Origin of the sequence: Chryseobacterium sp. PMSZPI (assembly GCF_002835665.1) — a bacterium.
Lineage (GTDB): Bacteria > Bacteroidota > Bacteroidia > Flavobacteriales > Weeksellaceae > Chryseobacterium.
The window spans coordinates 1-21501 of record NZ_PIZV01000024.1; the positions used below are offsets into that span (position 1 = coordinate 1).

Sequence of the window (21501 nt, forward strand, 5' to 3'; positions counted from 1 at the left end):
AGTTTTATCTCCTAATTTACTAAAAAAATACATCCGTGAGCTCGACAAAAAAATGTTAAAACATAATTTTAAGCTAGAAATCGTTTGGATAGATGAATCTCACGATATGTATTACACAGGATTAAAAGGTAGGGTTTCTGTATCTGAAAGTGGTCCTATTCAACTTATTATAAGAAAAAAATGTTCTAAAATGGCATGGTTTCATGAGAATGTCCATATCGACGATTTATTAAAATTAGGTAGAAAGAATTATAGAAAAATGGTTGCTGAAAAACCTTGGGATTTAGAATGGAATGTATGGGAAGAAATATATAAAACCAAAAATAAATACAGAGAAAAAGAAGTAATTAGTGCATACAAATATGTTAAGAAATTTTTTGAACAAAATAACCAACCTTTTTTAGAAAATCCAGAAATGGAAAAATTAATATTAAAACATGCAGACTAAATCATGAAACATACAGAAGATCAAATAAAAAAAACTATCGCTAAGGTCTATAAGGATTTAAAATTAGATCATAACGATCAGTATCCTATAAAATTAAATTTTTGGAAGAAAGAAGATAAAAATAATAAGTTGAATATGGATTATTGGGCCGGATGGTATGATTATTCAAAAGGATTCCTCCCTAATGAAATGTATGAAAATTACATAATAACAATAAATGATAAAGACGGGAAACCTTTATCCGTATTAATATTTCCTGAGGAATCTAAGATTGAGATTGATAAAAATGGAAATTATGCTTGGAAAAAATAAAACACGACACGTTTTGTCGCATTAAGCCCATATATTTGTCTTATAAAATTAGATCATGAAAAAAGATTTTTATCTGACAAGATATGCCTTAATTATAAAAAGATTAGAAAGTTCTCCGGCTACTTATTCTCAGCTGGAGGACTATCTTTTAAACTCTTTTGAATTCCAGGATGCAGGGATCAAAAGTTATTCTATCCGTACCTTGCAGAGAGATATCCGTGAGATATCTGATCTTTTCAATCTTTCCATTCACAATAAGAAAAAAGGAGACAACCGATACTATATCGAAAGCCGCCCAATCATGGAAGTAGATGAATACAACCAGAAATTACTGGAATCTTTCCAGGTAAGCAATGCTTTAAATCTCCATCCTGATTTTTCAGATTTTATTTTTTTTGAAAGCAGAAAGCCAACCGGTATAGAGCATTTTTATGACCTGTTCTTTGCCATCCGTAACAAAAGAGTGGTAACCTTTGAACACTACAATTACAAAAACAAACTGATGACCTCCAGAAAAGTTCATCCTTTAGCCTTAAAAGAGTCCAAAGACAGATGGTACCTCATCGCTATTGATACTAAGGATAAAGTGCTAAAATCATTTGGATTAGACAGAATCAACTATCTGGATGTAGCTAAAAATCAGTTTAGGGAAAAATACAAATATAACTTCAGAGAACATTTTAAAAATGCTTTCGGCGTGATGAATCTGGCAGAACAGAAACCACAGAACATTGTATTAAAATGCAGCCGTCATCAGGGAGAATATATCAGAAGTTTTCCGCTACATCAATCCCAGAAAGAAACCAAAGAAACCCCGGAAGAAATTTATTTTGAATTTTTTCTCCATCCTACTTATGACTTTATGCAGGAGATTCTTTCCTATGGAAAAGAGGTGACCGTCTTAGAACCGAAAACCTTAGTTGACGAAATCAGAACTCATCTTCAGGAATCTTTAAACCGTTATCTTGAAAGCTAATACATAATCATCTTATCTCATAATTTTTATTTATATTTACATAAATATACCGTATTGAGAGCTTTATTTATTTGTATATGCTGTATTATTTCTTCCTTTTGTTTATCACAGCAAAAAGAAGAATTCCGGCTTGTAAAAACATATTACAATCAGCATAGAAGTATGCTGGATAAAGAATTCAAGAAAAAATTTGATGCAGAAACCAACACTTTTAAAAAGGCAAGTATAAAAGGTGATTTTCTTTATTTCATGAAAAAAATGGACAGCATTGAAAATACAGCTATGATAGGGGCTTTATTAAGAGTAAGAAATCTTGAAGATCTTCAATCCATCAAAAAGGCCTATGAATGGCCTACCGTTGTAGAAAAAGCACCTGATTACCCCGGAGGCATCAACACATTAAGACAAGAAGTAGCCGGTCTTCTTTATGTAGCCGGTGTCAATTCCGAAAACAAAACAGTAAAGACCAGTGTTGCCTTTATTGTGGAAAAAGATGGAAGTGTAAGCAACGTTCATGCACAAGGAGATAATTTTACATTCAATAGACAAGCTGAAATTGCCTTATATTCTATTTCTGAAAAATTTACCCCGGCAATGGCTAAAGGAGACCCCGCGAGATTTGAGTTCAGGCTCCCTTTAACGTTAACAATGGAATAATCAATGTTTACTGACGAATATTATATGAAAATGGCACTGCAAGAAGCAGAAATTGCCTTAGAGAAAGACGAAGTTCCTATAGGATGTGTTATTGTTTCCAACAATCGAGTTATTGCAACAGCGCATAACCTTACCGAAACATTAAATGACGTTACTGCCCATGCAGAAATGCAGGCCATCACTTCCGCGGCTAATTTTCTTGGAGGCAAATATTTAATAAACTGTACATTGTATGTAACAATGGAACCATGTGTGATGTGCTCCGGAGCTCTTTCCTGGTCACAAATCTCTAAAGTAGTAATCGGAGCAAGAGATGAACAAAGAGGCTTCATCAACAAACATCTTTCTTTACATCCTAAAACTGAAATGATCACAGGTATTATGGAAAACGAATGCTCCACAATTGTCAAAGAATTTTTTAAAAGTAAAAGATAAGATTCAAAGGTTCTCATAGCTTAGAATGATAATCAAATAAAAAAACCAGAGAACATTCAAAAATTCTCTGGTTTTTACTTTTTATAAAGATGAGGTTGATTAGGCCACAATATCAATCTTTATTTTTAAAAATTGAATATAAGGCAAGATCAAAATATTCTCCATCTTTCTTGACTTCTTCTTTTAAAATGGCCTCTCTTTCCATTCCAATCTTTTCCATAATTTTTCCGGAAGCCGGGTTATGAAGAAAATGTGTGGCAAAAATTTTATTGAAGTTCAATGTTTTAAATCCAAAATCTACAATAGCTCTGGCTGCTTCGGTCACATATCCTTTATTCCAATAAGGCATTCCGATCCAATAGCCTAGTTCGGCCTTATCATCCTCTCTGTCGTGGAGGCCAATGGCTCCTATAATTTGGCCTTCCTTATTACGGATTCCGAATGTATATCCTGATTTATTTTCAAAAGCTTCATTAGCCATTTTCAACCAGAATTTAGCATCACTTTCTGTATAAGGATAAGGAATATTAGAGGTAAGGTCTGAATAAATTTTATGCTGAAGATACCCAACAATAAAAGGAAGGTCTTTCTCTTCCAATTGTGATAAAATAAGTCTCTCTGTTTTTATAATGGGGAAATTTTCCATGGTATTACTATTAGTGGCGATTAAGAAAAAACTAAGATTAAAGCTTAGTCTTCACTAAACTTTAATCTCCGTCTTTATATTTTACAGGTCTTTTCCTAAGAAGTAAAGTCCTTTCAGCGTATGAAGTCGATCCATAACATGGATTTTATCCGTTAATGGCTTATAAACGTGAGAAACCCCACCCGTAGCCACCACAAAACAGTCATCATTTACCTCATCATTGATACGATTGATAAAGCCTTCAACCATTCCTAAAAAGCCGTACACCATCCCACTTTGCATACATGTTACCGTATCCAGACCCAGAACGGATTTTGGCCTTTTCAATTCAATGTCGGGAAGCTGAGCTGTTTGATTAATCAATGAATTCAAAGAGGTTACAATTCCCGGAGCGATGATAACGCCTAACGTTTCACCTGTTTCAGCGACACAACTTGCTGTAAGGGCTGTGCCAAAATCGATGACAATCTTTTTTTGGTTCGGATATAAATTATGGGCAGCCACAAGGTTAGCATAGATATCGGTTCCCATTTGTTTGGATTTTGCCTGAACCCCGGAAGGAGTGGTACGGTCAACAATGATGGGAGTAATTCCGTGAATCTTTTTAATCCCGGAGCTCATCACTTTAGTAAGCTGAGGGACTACAGAGCCTATGATTACTTTATCAATTTCTTTTGGTTCTATTTTGTAAGTTTGATAAAGCATCAACATTTGTACATATAGCTCATCTGCAGTTCTGTATGGCTTCGTATTGATTACCCAGGAAATATCACAATTATCACCATTAAAAAGGCCAAATCTGATATTACTGTTTCCGACGTTTATTACAATTGAATTCATTTATTTTAACAGGCTATGATTTGAAAAAATTAGAATCCCAAATTTATAAAAAAATAAAAGGAGTACTTTAAAATACTCCTTTTAATCTATATGTTTATCGTTTTATTTTACTTCAACAAAATTATCCGCCATATTCACATCTGCAATTCTCTGGCTGAAATCAATTCCCAACACAGCCAATTCAGATTTTGTATAAGGAATCGTCAGCTTATATTCTTTCTGTGTCCAGGGCCAATAAGGCATTGTTTTAAATTCTCCATAAATATCTTTCTCTTTCCATGTATGCGTCATATTCAATGGAATCTGATAAGTAACAACTTTTTTATCCTTGGTCATTACACCAAAATCGATTGGCATAGGAACCTGTCCGTTATTCACTAAAGTAATGGTGGTAGATTTTGCATCGTATTTCACATCCTTAATTCCGTAATCAATGGTTTTGGTTGTATTGATCCAGTAATGGTGGAACCATTTTAAATCCATTCCTGAAACCTTTTGAGCAATATGAAGGAAATCCCTGTCCGACGGATGTTTCATACTCCATTGATCATAATATTGTTTTAATGTTTCAGCAAGGTTTTGCTCGCCCATAATGTAACCTAATTGTACTAAATATAATTCTCCTTTTACATAAGAAGCATACGTATAAGAAGTTCCGTTATCATGATGATCTCCCAACCAAACAGCAGGCTCTTCAATCCCTTTTTTAATGAATTTTCTATAGGCATCTAATCTTTCCATAAAAGGATTCGGAAGGTCTTCCGGGAACAACTGATACATGGTATATCCTTCTGCATAACTTGTAAACCCTTCATCCATCCATGGACGTACAGATTCGTTGGTTGCCAACATTTGCTGATACCATGAATGAGATCCTTCATGGGCCATTAAGCCCATTAAATCTTTAATATTTTTAGCTTCCCCAAGAATCATCGTACACATACCATACTCCATTCCTCCGTCACCACCCTGGATAAATGCATAAGTCGGATATACATATTTCCCGAAATGGGAATTCATAATCTGGAAGTATTTCGTAATATAAGATTGAGCCTCTCCCCAAACTTTAGTTTTATCATTTTTTTGATAGACTAAATAAACTTTTGGTCCTTCCGGAACATTGAAGCTTTCCACAGAATAATCTCTGTCTGCACTCCAGGCAAAATCAAGAATATTTTTTGCCGTCCATTTCCAGGTTACCTTTTTATCTTTTTCGGCTTTAATTTTTGCGTTGGCATCGTAGCCTTTTACGTCAGCAGGATTTTCAAGGATACCGCCGGCTCCTACCACATAATCTTTGTTGATTTTAATATTCACATCAAAATCTGAGAACGGAGCATGGAATTCTCTTCCCAGATAATCAAAAGTTGCCCAACCATCATAGTCATATTCTGCAATTTTCGGGTACCATTGAGTCATAGTCATATCCACTCCTTCCCTGTTGTTTCTTCCACTTCTTCTGATTTGTTGTGGAATCACGGCATCCCAATCCATCGTAAAAGTAGTGGTAGAATTTGGTTTAATCGGATCTGCGAGATACACTTTCATAATCGTTTCCTGAACTTCAAATTTCAGATCTTTTCCATTTTGCTTGATCCAGTGGATATTTTGAGCTCCCTCCTGATCCTTCGGAATAGAAGCTAACCTTGAAATCCCATCTTTTTGCAGCCTTCCATCCCCATTTTTTCCTTGGGAAGCCACTCTCTGATCCATCATAGAATTGGGCTTAAAAGCATTCCAATACAGGTGGAAATAAACCACATTCAGCTCATCCGGTGAATTGTTGGTATATTCTAACGTCTGCTTTCCCTGGTAAGTAAATTTTTCAGCATTGACATCAATATCCATCTTGTACTTTGCAGCCTGCTGATAATAAGCTCCTTGCTGAGCCTGAAATTGTGAAATGATAAACGCAAAAATGATTGCAGCCGATTTTTTCATTTAAAATTTTATTTTTTCTAAAGGTAGGTAATTTATATAACACCCTCAAATTAGACTTATTTGAAGATTTTACTCTGTTTAATATGGTTTTAGATGAATCTTATTATGAATTGTTAAAGGTGCTGATAAATTTTTTTATCAGCAGATTACACAAATTTTCACAAATCATTATAATTGAAAACTATTGATTTTCCAATAATTTCTTAATCAATGTAATCTGTCCCAAATGGTAATAAGCATGCTCAATCATCCCATCAATATTTCTGCGATAGGTTCCGTACTTTTCATCTACAAAAAACTCATCAAGTTTTGAATCCGGCACCTTTTCTAGTAACCCTGCAAATTTTTCAGAGTCAGACCATAGCTTATTCAACAAAGCATCCCATTGTTCCTTAGATTCTATAGAAGGGAGATCAAAACTGTATTTGTCTTTTATTTCCAGATTTCCACCTTCAAAAACAGGGATAATTCCGGCGATATAATAATCAATATGAAAAGTGAGCAGGGCAATAGTATTCAAAGAACCAACCTTGGTTACAGCCTGTTCCCAAGTAACACTAGAAAGCTGATCTTTAAAATTGGTATTGGCTATCCAGAGACCATCAAGCATGACTTCCCTGAATCTTTTGACTAATTGTGATACTGAATTCATAGATATAGTATGTTTTTCTAAAGATAGATAATTAAAAGATTGATTTTTAAGCTTTCACTGATTTTTTAGATGATGCAGATCTTATTCAAAAACAAAAAACCTCAAGTGCAAAATACACTTGAGGCTAATATTATGATTTGAAATTACAATTATTTTTTAGCAGAAGCTTCTTTCTTTCCACTTCTTAAAATCTTTTCAAGGATTCTTAAAGTGATTAAATAGGTAGGCTTCACTCCTGTAAGTCCTAAACCACCTGAAGATAGCGTACTTCCTGTTTCTAACGGATTATCCGATGCATAATATGCGTAGCAAACAAAAAGATCCGGTGAAATATGATGTCTGATTTTAGAAGCCACCTGAATTGCTTTTTGATAGTGGGCACCCTCCATTTCAAGACCAATTGCTCTCCATGAAGTATTCATAAAATAAGATAGAATATCCTTGTTCTGAAGTGATGTTCCTAAAACAGTAATCATTGGCCCTTCAAAAGCTTTTAACTCATCATCTTTAAAATCATCAAGTTTTAATGCATTTTCAAAAGGATAGTTATCTGCTGTTCCTTCAAAGATATGAGAAGTCGGGATCATAATATCTCCTTTTTCTCCGGTAAGAATTCCTGCCTTACCCATAATGGAAACAGATTTCACATGCATCATGTAAACTTCTCCTTTATGTTCATAAGGTTTTAACAATTCATCCATTACTTCGAAAGCCTGTTCTCCGAAGGCATAGTCAAATACCATCACTACATCATCCCCATTAAACTTGCAATCTGCAAATGGTGTATTCTTTAAATCGGTTTTGCTAAGATCAATGATCTGTACATCAATATTACTTCCACTTTTATCAGCAATATGGATCATTCCTTCATCTAAAGCATATTTTAACACCTTATCACGAAGTTCTTTCTTGTTGGATATTTCCTCATATAGCTTATAATCCACTTCATTATGATGCTTCTTTTTAAGAGCCTCATTAGCGTACAGCATATTTTTTACAGAGTGCATATTGGCTGAAATAATGTGTAATGGACGATTATGAAGATTATTTTCAAATAAAACTTCCTTCACCTTATTAGCCCATTTTTCACCAAAATAGTGATGTCCAACTCTTTCTTTTAATATAGCGCTGAAATGAATTTCTCTTTCTGTAGTTCCTTTTGCATCTTCAAGACTTACCTTACCTAAGTTATAGATTATTTTAAATAAACGGTCAGGGTTATTATCGTCTCCAAAAGTATTGTAAGCTCTTAATGTTTCATCAAAAGATCTTCCTATTAAAGAAGAAAGATGAATAAGCGCCACTTCTTTTTCCTTTCTGCTGAATTTCTTCTCTCCCTTCACTACTTCTTCAATAATTTTGAAAGCGCGTGTCGGTTTCCAGTTTTCATCTTGAATGAAAGCCAGGTTACGGATTTTATCAGCTTCTATAAATAGGAATGTCAGGTGGGTAAGGATGTCATAAATTTCGGAACGGCCCAAAAGAACCTCAATATTCATCTGGTGTTCGTCTATTCTATAACAGTTTCTCCTTCTTTTCTTTGGAACAATAGGTTCGAAACTTCCTTTATCAAACCCCTCATCTGATGTAAGATGAATAAAAGCACATTCTTCAATCCCTTCAGGAAGTCTGTCTAAAACATACATCAATCCATCCAGTTCCAATTTACTTGGGACGTTCATAGTACCATAAATTTCCGGATTGATTGTTTTCAACAAACTTCTGATGCTTTCTCCTGAAACCCCTGCCGGCTTGAAAAATCCTCTATAAAATAAGTGTCTCATAGAGATGTATAATCTTTCAATAGCCTCTGTTGTTTCTCTTGCTCTAGAATTTGTCATAAAATAAATTTCACACAAATATACGAAATCTTTGTCCATTTTATTTTAACTATCTTTTAATAAGTCGCTTAAATCCGCATAGGATTGCTGGATGTATCATATAAAATGTATTTATGCTCAACACCCCCTTTAAAAAACACCGACAAATATTACATTTTAACCCTTAAAGCAATAAGCACCCCTATTCAAAACACACCAAACAATTGTTTAATTTATATAAATTTTCAAGAGACCCCTAAAAATTTTAGGGTCAAATCATTTTCGATTCATTTTTTTTGTAAATTTGCCCTATCAAAATTCACCCAAATATGTCAACCTTAAGATTCAAAGCATTAGAAACTCTTCCATTTAAGGATTTCAGAAAAGACAACTCTGTTGAAATCCCTGCGAAATTATCGGAATTATTCTGTAAAAATGTTTTCTCAGAAGAAACAATGAGAGAATATTTAACGAAAGAAGCATTCAGCTCTATTATGGATGCTATTAAAAAGGGAACAAAAATCCAGAGACATATCGCAGATCAGGTAGCGGTAGCGATGAAGGATTGGGCAATGAGCAAAGGAGTAACCCACTATACTCACTGGTTTCAGCCTTTGACGGGTACTACTGCAGAAAAGCACGATTCTTTCTTTACCCCAATTGAAGGCGGTAGAGCAATTGAAAGATTTAGTGGAAACATGTTGATTCAACAGGAACCCGATGCCTCTTCTTTCCCGAACGGAGGAATCAGAAATACTTTTGAAGCAAGAGGATATACAGCTTGGGATCCTACATCTCCGGCTTTTATCATGGGTACTACATTGTGTATTCCTTCTATCTTTATCTCTTATACAGGAGAAACATTAGATTATAAAGCACCACTTTTAAGAGCGCTAAATGCGGTAGACGAAGCTGCAACGAATGTAATGCAGTATTTTGATAAAAATGTAACAAAAGTAACTCCTACCTTAGGTTGGGAGCAAGAATATTTCTTAGTTGACTCAGCATTATACCAATCTCGCCCGGACCTTGTTTTAACAGGTAAAACATTATTAGGACACTCTCCGGCAAAAGGTCAGCAATTGGACGATCACTATTTCGGTTCGATTCCTACAAGGGTTATGAACTTCATGAAAGAGTTGGAAATCGAGTGCATGAAACTGGGTATTCCTGCTACAACAAGACACAACGAAGTTGCACCGAACCAATTCGAACTTGCTCCAATGTTTGAAGAAGTAAACGTTGCTGTTGACCATAATTCTTTATTGATGGACATCATGGCAAGAGTAGCTCACAAGCACCACTTCCATATCTTATTCCACGAAAAGCCATTTGCAGGAGTAAACGGAAGCGGAAAACACAATAACTGGTCTTTAGCTACTGATACCGGAGAAAACTTATTAAGCCCGGGAAAAAATCCAAAGAAAAACTTACAGTTCTTAACATTCTTCGTGAATACGATTAAAGCGGTTCATGAATACGCTGACCTTTTAAGAGCTAGTATTGCTTCAGCAAGCAATGACCATAGATTGGGTGCTAATGAAGCTCCACCGGCAATTATTTCAGTATTCATCGGAAGCCAATTATTCAGTGTTTTGGAAGAGCTTGAAAAAGTAACGAACGGAAAATTATCTCCGGAAGAAAAAACAGAATTAAAATTAAATGTTGTTGGAAAAATTCCTGAAATCTTACTAGATAATACAGACAGAAACAGAACTTCTCCATTTGCATTTACAGGAAATAAATTTGAAATCAGAGCTGTAGGTTCATCAGCAAACTGTGCAGAATCTATGACCGTAATGAATACTATTGCTGCAAAACAGCTTAACGATTTCAAGAAAGAAGTAGACGCTCTTATCGAAGGAGGCTTGAAAAAAGACGAAGCAATCTTCAATGTATTAAGAGAGTACATCAAACAATCAAAGAGCATCATGTTCGAAGGGGACGGATATTCTGATGACTGGGCAAAAGAAGCTAAGAAAAGAGGGTTAAACAACTTAAAAACAACCCCTGAAGCTCTTAAACAGGAAATGGATAAAAAATTCTTAGACCTTTATGAAGAGATGGGAATTTTCAACCACAGGGAAGTTGAGGCAAGAAATGAAATCAAGTTAGAGAAATACTCTACAGTCATTGATATTGAAGCCAGAGTATTAAGTGACATCGCAAGAAACCACATCATTCCTTCTGCTTTAAATTATCAAAACAGATTGATTGAAAACGTTAAAGGACTTAAAGATATCTTTGGAGATAAAGAATTCAAACCTTTAGCAAAAGAACAAATGAGTTTAATTACCAGCATCTCTGAAAACGTTTCTAAAATCAAACTTGGTGTTGAAGATCTTATTAAAGCCAGAGAAGCGGCAAAAAGCATATCAGACAGCCAAAAGCAGGCAGAAGCATACTGCAACAAAGTAAAACCATTATTTGACCCTATCAGAGAAGCTTCTGATGCGTTAGAAATGATGGTAGATGATGAGCTATGGCCGATGACCAAATACAGAGAAATGTTGTTTACAAAATAACACCTGTAAAGTTCCATATTAGTTTAAATTCCTCGGTTTTCCGGGGAATTTTTTTACCATCATACTCAATGAGTCAGTTATAAATACCTATTGCCACCATCAAAATATTCCAGCATATCTTATTTAATAGCAGAAAAGAGACATATCATTTGAAGCTTATAGCAAAACACAACCAGAAAGCCTATTAATTCAGGGATTCAATGAAATCTATTTTGTTTTTTTAACAACCCTGAAAATTAGAGTTTTAAATTTCAAATCGCGATCTATAGAAGAAAATCGATAGAGTTTGTTAAAGAATCTTAATAAAAAAAACCGCATACTTGCCAAAAATAGGCAGTTGCGGTTTATTTTTTTTTAACATACGTAAATAATATGTTAAAATGTGTTAAAATAAAGTCCTGACAATAATCATATCAGGGGTCTTTTATTCGGAATCTCTACTTTTGTAATGCTTTTGAAAATAAATATTCCTTTTAACACGGATAATCAAATATATATGAAGAAAAGAGTTTTGTTTTATTTAGTTGCTATAGTTACTACAGTGTCAATGCAATCGTGTGCTACTAATTATGTAGTTTCAAAACCAGCAACTTACACTAAAGAATACAAAACAGATGCCAAACTAGCTTCTATAGATAACAAAAAAATGGAGCAAGATAAGCAGAAACTTATCGACTCTTTCCTTGCTGAAAAGGCAGCATCTATAGCGAATGCTAAAAAAGCTGTAAAGAATTCTGAGATTGCAAGAGCAATCAAACATAATAAAACGATTGACGGTATCCTTACAGAGGCTGAAACGTACCTAGGAACTCCTTACAGATATGGAGGAACGACAAGAAACGGTATTGATTGTTCAGCTTTCGTTCTTTCTGTATTTGGAGCTGCTGCAGGACTTAGTCTACCAAGAGTAGCTGCTTCTCAGGCTCAGGAAGGAGAAAGAATTGAAAAAGGAGACCTACAAAAAGGAGACCTAATCTTCTTTTCTCATGGAAGAAGAATCTCTCACGTAGGTATTGTAGAAAGTGTTTCTGAAGATGGTGAGATTAAATTTATCCACGCAGCAACATCAAAAGGGGTAATGATTTCTTCACTGAATGATTCTTATTGGGGACCTAAATTCAGATTCGCTAAAAGAGTAATCAACGAAGAAGGAGAAGCTTATAATAATTTAGCAGCTATTACTCCAGCTACACCAGCAAATTTTTAATTTTATAAATAATTGATTTAAATAATGAAGCCATCAGACGTTCTGATGGCTTTTTTATTTGCACTACTCGTAAAAAAGATAATTCATTTTTTTCTTCAGATTAACTAATTTTTTATCTAGCCCTCAAGTTTTACACCTGATCCAATATCAGTTTCTAAAGGCTAGCTGTTTTTATCAATTTCTATATCCAGCTTATACAATAGACCATGTATTTCTGAAAGAGAAAATTTGGCCTTTTTAAGCCTATTTAAGGAAGGATCTATTGAATAATTAACCGAAGTCCTCAAATCAGCTTTTTCAAGGTTTGTATGATCGAAAACAGCTCCGGAAAAATCACTCCCATGAAATATAGCATTAGACAGATCACATTCCGTAAAATCAACATCTATAAGTTTCGAATTCTTGAAAACGGTTTTCTTAATTGAGGTTTGGTAAAACACAGAATTATTCAGAGCGCACCCATCAAATGTAAAAGATAATCCAAACGGATTACAGTTGTTAAATTGAAGTCCAAGCATTTTACATTCCTTGAAAGTTGTTTCACGAAAAGCTGTTTTAACAAGCTGCACCATGCCGAGGTTACATTCAAGAAATTCACAATCCATAAAACTAAACCCTGAAAGTATCACATATTCAAAATTGCAGTTTCTGAAAGTACAACTCTCATACTCCCCTTTCTCCAATGGGAATTTCACAAAATCTGTATTTTCAAAATTTTGATCTGAAATATAAGCTTCTTTCATAGAAATAATTATTGATGGAAACCATTTTAATTTCCACAGGTTGAATAGATATATTAGCTTTTGTAAATGGTTATACTAAGCTATTTTTATCTGAATAATTAAGTTTAAAGAAAATAAAAGTCATCATAGAGAACGCCAATAGAGAACTTCCTCCATAGCTAAAGTATGGTAAAGGAATACCTACTGTAGGGAAAAGTCCCATCACCATCCCTAAATTGATCGAAAAGTGCATCAGCAGAATCGATGCAAAACAATAACCGAATACACGATTAAATGTAGATTTTTGCTTCTCTGCCAAATAATAAATCCGCCCGATATAGACCATATAACAAAGTACCAAAAGTGCACTTCCAACAAATCCCCATTCTTCACCTACAGCACAGAAAATATAATCCGTTTGCTGTTCAGGAACAAATTTACCCTGGGTAACGGAACCTTCACGATATCCTTTCCCCCAGATTCCTCCCGATCCGATGGCAGTTTTAGAATATAATAGGTTATATCCTGATGTATCTCTAAAAGCTTTTTCACCTTTGTAAAGCACCTCAATTCTTTCTCTTTGGTGTTTAGGCAGCTTTTCTAAAATATAAGGAGAACCGAATGCCAATCCACATAATAAAAGAATAGAGCCCGCAATACCGGAGATGGTAATCACATCCCAGGACATCCTATGATAATTCATAGCAATAAGCACTCCTGCAATCAATACAACTGCTGCGGCAACATATACAGGAGGAATAGCCAAAGAAATAAGGAACACTGCTGCAAAAATAAAACCTAGCCCAAACAGGAAACCACTCAGCCCTTCTCTATATAAAGCAATAAAAAAGGCAATAAATACAAGCATAGACCCCACATCAGGGATCGCGAGTACCACAACGGCAGGAATACCGATAATCGCCAAAGCAGTCAGAAGAGACTTCCTGTTTTTAAGATTAAAATCAGGACCGGAAACATAATTGGCAAGCATCAGGGCGGTCCCTATTTTAGCAAACTCTACAGGTTGCATCGTAAAACTCCCGAATTTATACCAGTTCTTCTGGCCAAGAATCTCCTTACCAAAGGGAAAAAGCCCTATCAATAGCAAAACACCACCAATATAAATGATACCTGCCATATTTTCAAAGAACTTACTTCTTCCGACAAAGATCACTAATCCTACCACTAAAGAAATACAGAAAAATACAAACTGTTTCTCTCCTAGTTTTTGGTCAACACTGTAAATATTTGCAATCGCAAAAATGCAAAGCAGGAAATACAGCCCAAGGCCTAATTTATCTATTCCTTCCGTCCATTTCATTGTTTTGCAGGTTTAGCGTTTTTAGTTTCTTCTTCTATTTTTTGTTTCAGTTTAGCTTTCTGTTGTTTAACAAACTCCAGACTATCCTGTATTTTTTTACGTTTAATTGAATCCGCTTTAGGGTCTACATACAAACCTTTACGCTTTAGGTCAACAACCCATTGTCTTTTATATTCAGGCATGAAGCTTGCGCTGGTCATTTTCTTATAAAGATTTTCTCTTTTCAGATCACCTGTAATATATTTTTCCGCAATTACCGTACACGCCGGACCTGCCCATGTAGCTCCAAATCCCGCATGTTCCATTACTGCTGCAACTACAATTTTAGGCTTATCTGCCGGAGCGATCAACACGAAAATCGAGTTATCCTTTCCTTGTGGTACCTGTGCCGTACCGGTTTTTGCTAATTGAGTAAAATCATTTGATTTTAAACTTCTTGCCGTCCCTCTCAATACCACAGCCTCCATACCTTTCAATACAGGCTCAAAATATTTAGGATCTACAAGTGTTTTATGTTTTACTTTAAATCTTGGATCAGGATTAGGTTTACCATCAATCGATTTAACGATATGCGGAGTATAGAACCAACCTTTATTAGCAATAGCAGCTACATAATTAGCAATCTGTAAAGGAGTAATCATAATATCCCCCTGCCCCATTCCATTAAAAACGGCACCCGTTGCTAAAGGATCCCAATTTTTAAAGTCTTTTTTACCGCTATATTTATTTAGTGCTTTCTGTCTTTTTTCATAAAATTCTCCACTTGGAATTCTTCCTTTGGCTCCCGAAGCTAAGTCGTTATTTAAAAACTCTCCAACTCCGAAACTGTTCATTATTTTCTTCCATTCATCAACACCCCTGGATGGATCTCCCGGATATTTGTTCATAATAGCAAGGTAAGCGTGAGAGAAGTAACAGTTACTGGAAATCTGGATAGATGGAATCAAAGGATCGGCACCACCGTGACCTTTGATTCTTAAGCCTTTGTAATAGAAACCACCTCCACAAGGGAAAATTGTTTTATCATCCATTACCCCCATCTGCATTCCTGCCAAAGCAGTCAGCAACTTAAAGGTAGAGCCCGGAGGGTAGGCAGCCTGAACAGATCTATCAAACATTGGTTTGTTTTCATAGATCGTATCTTTATTCAAGTTGTAGATATTCTTTGATTTGGTAGGCCCCGTAAATAAATTAGGATCAATATCCGGACCTGAGGCTAATGTTAAAATCTCTCCATTATTAGGATCAATGGCTACAATCGCTCCATGTTTATTTACCAACATTTCTTCTGCCATTCTTTGGAGATCATAATCAATGGTCAGCGTAATATCTTTACCTGTAATAACGTCTTTATCTAATGTTCCATTTTTATAGGATCCGATATTTCGAAGCTTGATGTCTTTTTGAATATATTTCACTCCTTTTACCCCACGAAGTTCTTTTTCATAAGATTTTTCAACTCCTTTTTTACCAATGAAATCACCTGGCAGGTAATATGTGGAATCTCTTTTAATTTCAGCATCATTTACTTCATTGGTATATCCTAAAAGGTTTCCTGAAGTGGAAACTTCATACTGACGTTGAGGACGCTGAACAATGTTAAATGCAGGATATTTAAAAATAATCTCCTGTACTCTGGCAATATCTTCTCTGCTGAGATCTTTCAAAAAAGTCATCGGAGTCAGCTTAGAATAATATTTCTCTTTTTTAATGATATTAATTTTGTTGATAAAATCGGACTTACTGATTTTCATCAGACTACAGAATCCTAATGTATCAAAATCAGGCTTCATCAAAGCTTGCGTAAAAGAGATCTCATAAGCAGGCTGATTTCCCACCATAATCTTTCCATTTCTATCAAAAATAACTCCACGCTGTGGAATAATGTATTCGGTTTTAATAGAAGTATTGGCTGCATTTAATGCATAACGATCTGTAAATAATTGCAAATACGCAAGTCTCGCCACAAAAATAAGGGCGATTACAACAAGTACGGAAAAGATTTTTAAATAACGTGTGTTCAAACTTTTTGTTTGATTTTAAATATTAATGCGTAAATGACTATAAAGATAAATGAAATTACACTCGTCACCAACACATTAAATAATATTTCAAAAAATCTGCTAAACTTAAAGAACTCTATATATTGTACTAAAAGCTGATGCAGAAAGATACTTGAAAATAAAAACAGCAAAAATTGCGCCCATTGTAAGGACTGAAAAGAGAAAAAATCGGTAGAGGTATCCGTGGAAGTCCTGAATATCAACGTCCTGAAATAAGCAATCAACGTTGTTGCAAATGCATTGATTCCCCATGAATACAGGAATCCATCAATGGATAATCCGATTAAAAAGCTCAAGGCTAAAAACTGAAATTTATTTCTGAAAAAAGGATAGAACATGACGAAGACAGGATATAATACCGGAGTATATTTCCCAAATATCGTAATCCTGTTCAATACAAATATTTGTAAAGCGACAAGAAAAATCATGATCAATATATCGGTAAATAAAGTTCTGCTAATCATTTTCTTTTTTTATTACAGCCTGCATAGTATCCTGAATCTTTTGCACTTCTGCCTTTTTAAGATTCTTCACTACGTATACTTTATTCAACGAACCCATTTTTTCACTCAATTCTACTGAGATATCCCAGAAACCGGTTTTATTATCTACAGAATATCCTGCAATAGTACCAATCATTAACCCTTTAGGGAAAATAGCAGATTTACCGTCTGTTACGACACTATCTCCAATTTTCAACGCTACATATTTTGGGATATCTGCAAGGTGCATTACCCTGGAATTATCTCCATTCCATGTTAACGTTCCAAAGTACCCCGAGTTTTTCAGTGCGGCATTAATTCTGATTTTATTTACACTTAATACGGATTGAACTAATGCATAGCTATCCGTAGAGTTAATAACAATACCTGCAATACCTCTTGGTGCCATCACACCCATTTGTGGGAATACCCCATCTCTACGACCACGATTGATGGTAAAATAGTTATTTCTTCTATTGATGCTGTTAAAAACAATTTCTCCATCAACAAAAGTATAGATTTGCCCACCACCAATGGTATCATGAACTTTTTTGAAAACAGGCTTTTTCACATCCTTTCCATAAAGTTCGGTCATAAGAGCCTTATTTTGAGCTACAAGGTCTTCATTGATCTGTTTAAGCTTCAGATAAGAAACCCCTTCGTCAATATATCCGGAAACCCAGGAATTAAACGCAGCTGTTTGCCCCGCAATCCAGGATCTCTGCATGGCATTTCTAGAGAATATCAGAACCAGAGCAATAATTTGCAGGAATATAAAGAAGACGAAAAGAGTGTTCTTCGAAAATAATCTCAGCAAAAATCCCATTCAGATATATAGTCGTAAAAAGTTAAAATTATTTAATTAAGAAATTGAATTTATCCATATTCTTAAGAGCAATACCTGTTCCACGAACAACAGCTCTCAACGGATCTTCAGCTACAAATACAGGGAGACCTGTCTTTTTGTGAATTCTATCCGCAAGACCTCTTAGTAACGCACCTCCTCCGGCAAGATAAATACCTGTTTTATAGATATCAGCAGCCAATTCCGGTGGAGTAAGAGAAAGAGTCTCCATTACAGCATCTTCAATTCTGATAATAGATTTATCCAATGCACGGGCAATCTCTTTATAACCAACCATAATTTCTTTAGGCTTACCTGTGATAAGATCTCTACCTTGTACAGGAATATCTTCAATATCTACATCAAGGTCTTCTACTGCAGAACCTACCTCAATTTTAATTCTTTCAGCAGTTCTTTCTCCAATATAAAGGTTATGATGAGTTCTTAAGTAATAAGCAATATCGTTTGTAAATACGTCACCTGCAATTTTCACAGATTTATCACATACGATACCACCCAAAGCTACTACGGCAATTTCTGTAGTACCTCCACCTATATCGATGATCATATTTCCTTCAGGCTTCTGAACGTCAATCCCTACTCCAATTGCAGCAGCCATTGGTTCGTAAATCAACCTTACTTCTTTTGCATTTACTTTTTGAGCAGAGTCTCTTACCGCTCTTTTTTCAACTTCAGTAATACCAGAAGGAATACAGATTACAATTCTTAATGCAGGCTGTATGAACTTACCTTTAATCCCGGGGATTTTTTTGATAAATTCTTTGATCATATGTTCAGAAGCATGGAAATCTGCGATAACCCCATCTTTCAATGGACGAATCGTTTTGATATCCTCGTGAGTTTTACCTTGCATATGCTTAGCCTGTTCACCGACAGCAATCGGTTTACCCGAAGAACGTTCAATTGCTACAATTGACGGTTGATCTATAACAATTTTATTATTATGGATGATAAGGGTATTCGCAGTTCCCAGGTCTATCGCAATTTCTTGCGTAAACATATCAAATAAACTCATATTTCTCTTCTGATTTTAAGTTTACAAAGATATAAATTTAACAATACTAAAGAAATTTCAAAACAACATAATTTGGTTAAAATTTGGTTAAAATTTATAATTCTTTATTAACTTTCTGTTTAGACAATTACAGAGTTTGATTTCAACCAAAATTAATGGGGTGTTAAAAGAACAAAATCACTAAATCGTGAAAGGGTAAAACGACAAAGAAAGTAGAAAAAAGAATTTGTTCTTTCTTAATTTGTCGCATTTCTCTTTCACCACTTGCCAATCCTGTCTTTATTAGCCAAACCCAATCTGAACTATTCTATAGTTTTTTACGATAATTATCATATACACTATCAGAGGATGATTAATTAAAAAAAGCGTAAATTTGCGACTGCTTATGTTACAGTATTCCAACATCCATCAAACATCGAATTTTGCTGTGCTTTCCATCAGCTTTGAGAAGGCCGATGTTGAAACGAGAGGAAAGTTTGCTTTTTTTGATGAAAACATCAAAAATTTTGTTTCCCGGGTCCATCAAGAAGATCTTGGGGATGCGTTCGTGGTTTCCACGTGTAACAGGACCGAAATCTATACCACTTCACCTAATTACCTTTTAGTTGCCGAAGAATATTGTAAAACAATCGGAGTAAACATTACCGATTTTCTTCAATTTGCGAATATTCTCACCAAAGAAGAGGCGTTAATTCACCTATTCAGAGTTGCTGCCGGTCTTGAAAGCCAAATTATTGGTGATTTTGAAATCATCGGCCAAATCAAAAAAGCATACAATCGCTTCAAAAAAGAAAGACAGAATTCGAATCCTTATTTGGAAAGAGCAATCAATGCTGCCATTCAGATCTCAAAAAGGATAAAGAATGAAACAGGGATTTCCAATGGTGCCGCTTCTGTTTCTTATGCAGCTGTGCATTACATCTTAAACAGCCAGAAAAGAATCAATGAAAAAAACATCCTTCTTTTGGGTGTTGGTGAAATCGGACAAAATACCGTTGAAAATCTGGTAAAGCACGTTTACCAGCCCAAAATTAAAATTGCCAATAGAACCCAGGAGAAAGCTGAAAAGATCTCTCAAAAATATAATATTCCTCATGTTGATTATTCTGATTTTGACCAGGAATTAAAAAATACGGACATTCTTATTGTAGCAACCGGGGCTAAGCATCCTATTATAAATCAATCTCATTTCCCAAATGGGAAAGAAACTTTAGTCATTGATCTTTCCATTCCTCATAATGTTGAAAAAAACGTTATCGAAAATGAAAACGTTACCTTGATTGACGTTGATGAGCTTTCAAAACAAATTCAGGAAACGATTCAACAAAGAGAAAGAGAAATTCCTAAAGCTGAAAAAATCATCAAAGAGCTGATGAAAGATTTTATTGAATGGGAGAAAAAAAGAAAACTGGCACCCAATATTCATCATTTCAAAGCCGTTTTAAAAAATATGGAACGCAACGAAATGCATAATTTTTACAAAAAAAATAAATATATAGACATCACGGACATGGAACTTTCTGATAAGATGATCCAGAAGATTACCAACCGATTTGCAAAATATATCATCGATAATCCTTTAAAAGCCGAAGAAATTAGTAAATTAATGCACGAAATATTAGTTGAACAACCAAACAACGAATTCAATGAAAAGCATTAGAATCGGAACCAGAAATTCCGCACTTGCACTTTGGCAAGCCAGAGAGGTTGCGAGGCACCTACAGAATAATAATTATTTAACGGAAATAGTTCCTATCGTTTCTTCTGGCGATAAGAATCTTAATCAACCGTTATACTCTTTAGGAATCACAGGGGTTTTCACAAGAGACCTTGATGTTGCGTTATTAAATGATGAAATCGATATTGCAGTACATTCTTTAAAGGATGTTCCGACTCAATTACCTCAAAACATTGAGATGATCGCTTATCTGGAAAGAGACTTTCCTCAGGACATTCTGATCAGAAAAGAATCTGCAAGAAATAAAGAATTTCATGAGCTTAAACTGGCAACCAGCAGTTTGAGAAGAAGAGCCTTTTGGCTAAGACACTATCCAACCGCTGAGTTTTCAGATATCCGTGGAAATATACAGACTCGTCTTCAAAAACTTGAAGATGGAGATTTTGATGCCACCATTCTATCATTGGCAGGAATCAAAAGAATGAAAATGGAAATCGATTACGAGATGCTTCCTTTAATGATCTCTGCACCTTCCCAAGGCGTTATCGCTGTTGCCGGACATTCTGACAAACCTGAGATTAATAAAATACTGCAGGAAATCAACCACAGGAAAACTCAAATTTGTGTAGAAATTGAGAGAAATTTCCTAAGCACTTTAGAAGGAGGTTGTACAGCACCTATCGGAGCTTTTGCAGAAATCATTGAAGATCAAATCCGTTTTAAGGCAGCACTTTGCTCTTTAGATGGTAAAAACTGTATTGCGGTAGATGAAAACTTCGAGTACAATCCAACAGAAAACTTTGGAGAAAAGTTTGCAAAAGTCGTTCTTGAGAACGGGGGGAAAGAATTAATGGCAGAAATCAAAAGCCAGATCTAATTTAATTTAGATTTCAAAT

20 protein-coding genes are annotated in these 21501 nt (G+C 35.1%); 9 read left to right on the forward strand and 11 right to left on the reverse strand.

Translation table 11 applies throughout. From position 1 onward, the window contains the following. The 5 genes from CW752_RS04620 to CW752_RS04640 form a co-directional block, all read left to right on the forward strand. Nucleotides 1-448, forward strand: a 448-nt coding sequence (locus tag CW752_RS04620) for a zincin-like metallopeptidase toxin domain-containing protein (protein WP_228401617.1), incomplete at its 5' end; no start/stop codon positions are given. A 3-nt stretch (nt 449-451) separates the two neighbouring features. After that, nucleotides 452-760 carry a hypothetical protein gene (locus CW752_RS04625; protein ID WP_101238593.1) on the forward strand — a complete coding sequence of 103 codons (309 nt, stop codon included), beginning with the start codon at nt 452-454 and terminating at the stop codon, nt 758-760. Nucleotides 761-815: 55 nt separating this feature from the next. Further along, nucleotides 816-1736 (forward strand): helix-turn-helix transcriptional regulator, encoded by a 921-nt coding sequence (locus CW752_RS04630; protein WP_101238594.1) that lies wholly within the window; start codon nt 816-818, stop codon nt 1734-1736. Nucleotides 1737-1898: 162 nt separating this feature from the next. Next, complete coding sequence (locus tag CW752_RS04635; protein WP_101238595.1) at nt 1899-2393, forward strand: hypothetical protein; 495 nt, start codon at nt 1899-1901, stop codon at nt 2391-2393. A gap of 3 nt (nt 2394-2396) precedes the next feature. Then, the gene (locus tag CW752_RS04640; RefSeq protein ID WP_101238596.1) at nt 2397-2828 is read left to right on the forward strand and encodes a nucleoside deaminase; all 432 of its coding nucleotides are present in this window, start codon (nt 2397-2399) and stop codon (nt 2826-2828) included. 112 nt (nt 2829-2940) lie between these two features. Here the strand turns inward: CW752_RS04640 and CW752_RS04645 are convergent, their stop codons facing one another. From CW752_RS04645 to CW752_RS04670, 5 genes are all read right to left on the reverse strand, one after another. Then, nucleotides 2941-3474 (reverse strand): GNAT family N-acetyltransferase, encoded by a 534-nt coding sequence (locus CW752_RS04645; protein ID WP_101238597.1) that lies wholly within the window; start codon nt 3472-3474, stop codon nt 2941-2943. Between the two features lie 81 nt (nt 3475-3555). Beyond that, nucleotides 3556-4314 (reverse strand): type III pantothenate kinase, encoded by a 759-nt coding sequence (locus tag CW752_RS04650; protein WP_101238598.1) that lies wholly within the window; start codon nt 4312-4314, stop codon nt 3556-3558. Nucleotides 4315-4416: 102 nt separating this feature from the next. Continuing rightward, nucleotides 4417-6255, reverse strand: a complete 1839-nt coding sequence (locus tag CW752_RS04655) for a M1 family metallopeptidase (protein ID WP_101238599.1) — start codon at nt 6253-6255, stop codon at nt 4417-4419. A 181-nt stretch (nt 6256-6436) separates the two neighbouring features. Further along, nucleotides 6437-6907 carry a DUF1572 domain-containing protein gene (locus CW752_RS04665; RefSeq protein WP_101238601.1) on the reverse strand — a complete coding sequence of 157 codons (471 nt, stop codon included), beginning with the start codon at nt 6905-6907 and terminating at the stop codon, nt 6437-6439. Between the two features lie 149 nt (nt 6908-7056). Next, entirely contained in the window at nt 7057-8748 is a 1692-nt protein-coding gene (locus tag CW752_RS04670; RefSeq protein ID WP_101238602.1) for a DUF6909 family protein, read from the reverse strand. 308 nt (nt 8749-9056) lie between these two features. On the opposite strand from CW752_RS04670, the gene CW752_RS04675 reads away from it, so the two are divergent. Both CW752_RS04675 and CW752_RS04680 read left to right on the forward strand, forming a co-directional pair. Then, complete coding sequence (locus CW752_RS04675; protein ID WP_101238603.1) at nt 9057-11252, forward strand: glutamine synthetase III; 2196 nt, start codon at nt 9057-9059, stop codon at nt 11250-11252. A gap of 496 nt (nt 11253-11748) precedes the next feature. Further along, nucleotides 11749-12459: a C40 family peptidase gene (locus CW752_RS04680; RefSeq protein ID WP_101238686.1), complete on the forward strand. Its 711-nt coding sequence runs from the start codon at nt 11749-11751 to the stop codon at nt 12457-12459. Between the two features lie 161 nt (nt 12460-12620). On the opposite strand, the gene CW752_RS04685 is transcribed toward CW752_RS04680, so the two are convergent. The 6 genes from CW752_RS04685 to CW752_RS04710 form a co-directional block, all read right to left on the reverse strand. Continuing rightward, nucleotides 12621-13202 carry a pentapeptide repeat-containing protein gene (locus CW752_RS04685; protein WP_101238604.1) on the reverse strand — a complete coding sequence of 194 codons (582 nt, stop codon included), beginning with the start codon at nt 13200-13202 and terminating at the stop codon, nt 12621-12623. Nucleotides 13203-13272: 70 nt separating this feature from the next. Further along, entirely contained in the window at nt 13273-14502 is a 1230-nt protein-coding gene (gene rodA, locus CW752_RS04690) for a rod shape-determining protein RodA (RefSeq protein ID WP_101238605.1), read from the reverse strand. Next, nucleotides 14499-16526, reverse strand: a complete 2028-nt coding sequence (locus CW752_RS04695) for a peptidoglycan D,D-transpeptidase FtsI family protein (protein WP_101238606.1) — start codon at nt 16524-16526, stop codon at nt 14499-14501. Before CW752_RS04695 ends, rodA begins: the two co-directional genes overlap by 4 nt. Beyond that, nucleotides 16523-17029: a rod shape-determining protein MreD gene (locus CW752_RS04700; RefSeq protein ID WP_066694303.1), complete on the reverse strand. Its 507-nt coding sequence runs from the start codon at nt 17027-17029 to the stop codon at nt 16523-16525. The genes CW752_RS04695 and CW752_RS04700 overlap by 4 nt, the downstream gene beginning before the upstream one ends. Beyond that, entirely contained in the window at nt 17022-17873 is an 852-nt protein-coding gene (mreC, locus tag CW752_RS04705) for a rod shape-determining protein MreC (protein ID WP_101238607.1), read from the reverse strand. The genes CW752_RS04700 and mreC overlap by 8 nt, the downstream gene beginning before the upstream one ends. A 28-nt stretch (nt 17874-17901) precedes the next feature. Beyond that, nucleotides 17902-18927 carry a rod shape-determining protein gene (locus CW752_RS04710; protein WP_002982450.1) on the reverse strand — a complete coding sequence of 342 codons (1026 nt, stop codon included), beginning with the start codon at nt 18925-18927 and terminating at the stop codon, nt 17902-17904. Between the two features lie 385 nt (nt 18928-19312). Between CW752_RS04710 and hemA the strand changes: the two genes are divergently transcribed. Both hemA and hemC read left to right on the forward strand, forming a co-directional pair. Then, nucleotides 19313-20587: a glutamyl-tRNA reductase gene (gene hemA, locus CW752_RS04715; RefSeq protein ID WP_101238608.1), complete on the forward strand. Its 1275-nt coding sequence runs from the start codon at nt 19313-19315 to the stop codon at nt 20585-20587. Further along, complete coding sequence (hemC, locus tag CW752_RS04720; protein ID WP_101238609.1) at nt 20574-21482, forward strand: hydroxymethylbilane synthase; 909 nt, start codon at nt 20574-20576, stop codon at nt 21480-21482. The genes hemA and hemC overlap by 14 nt, the downstream gene beginning before the upstream one ends. Nucleotides 21483-21501: the final 19 nt, after the last annotated feature.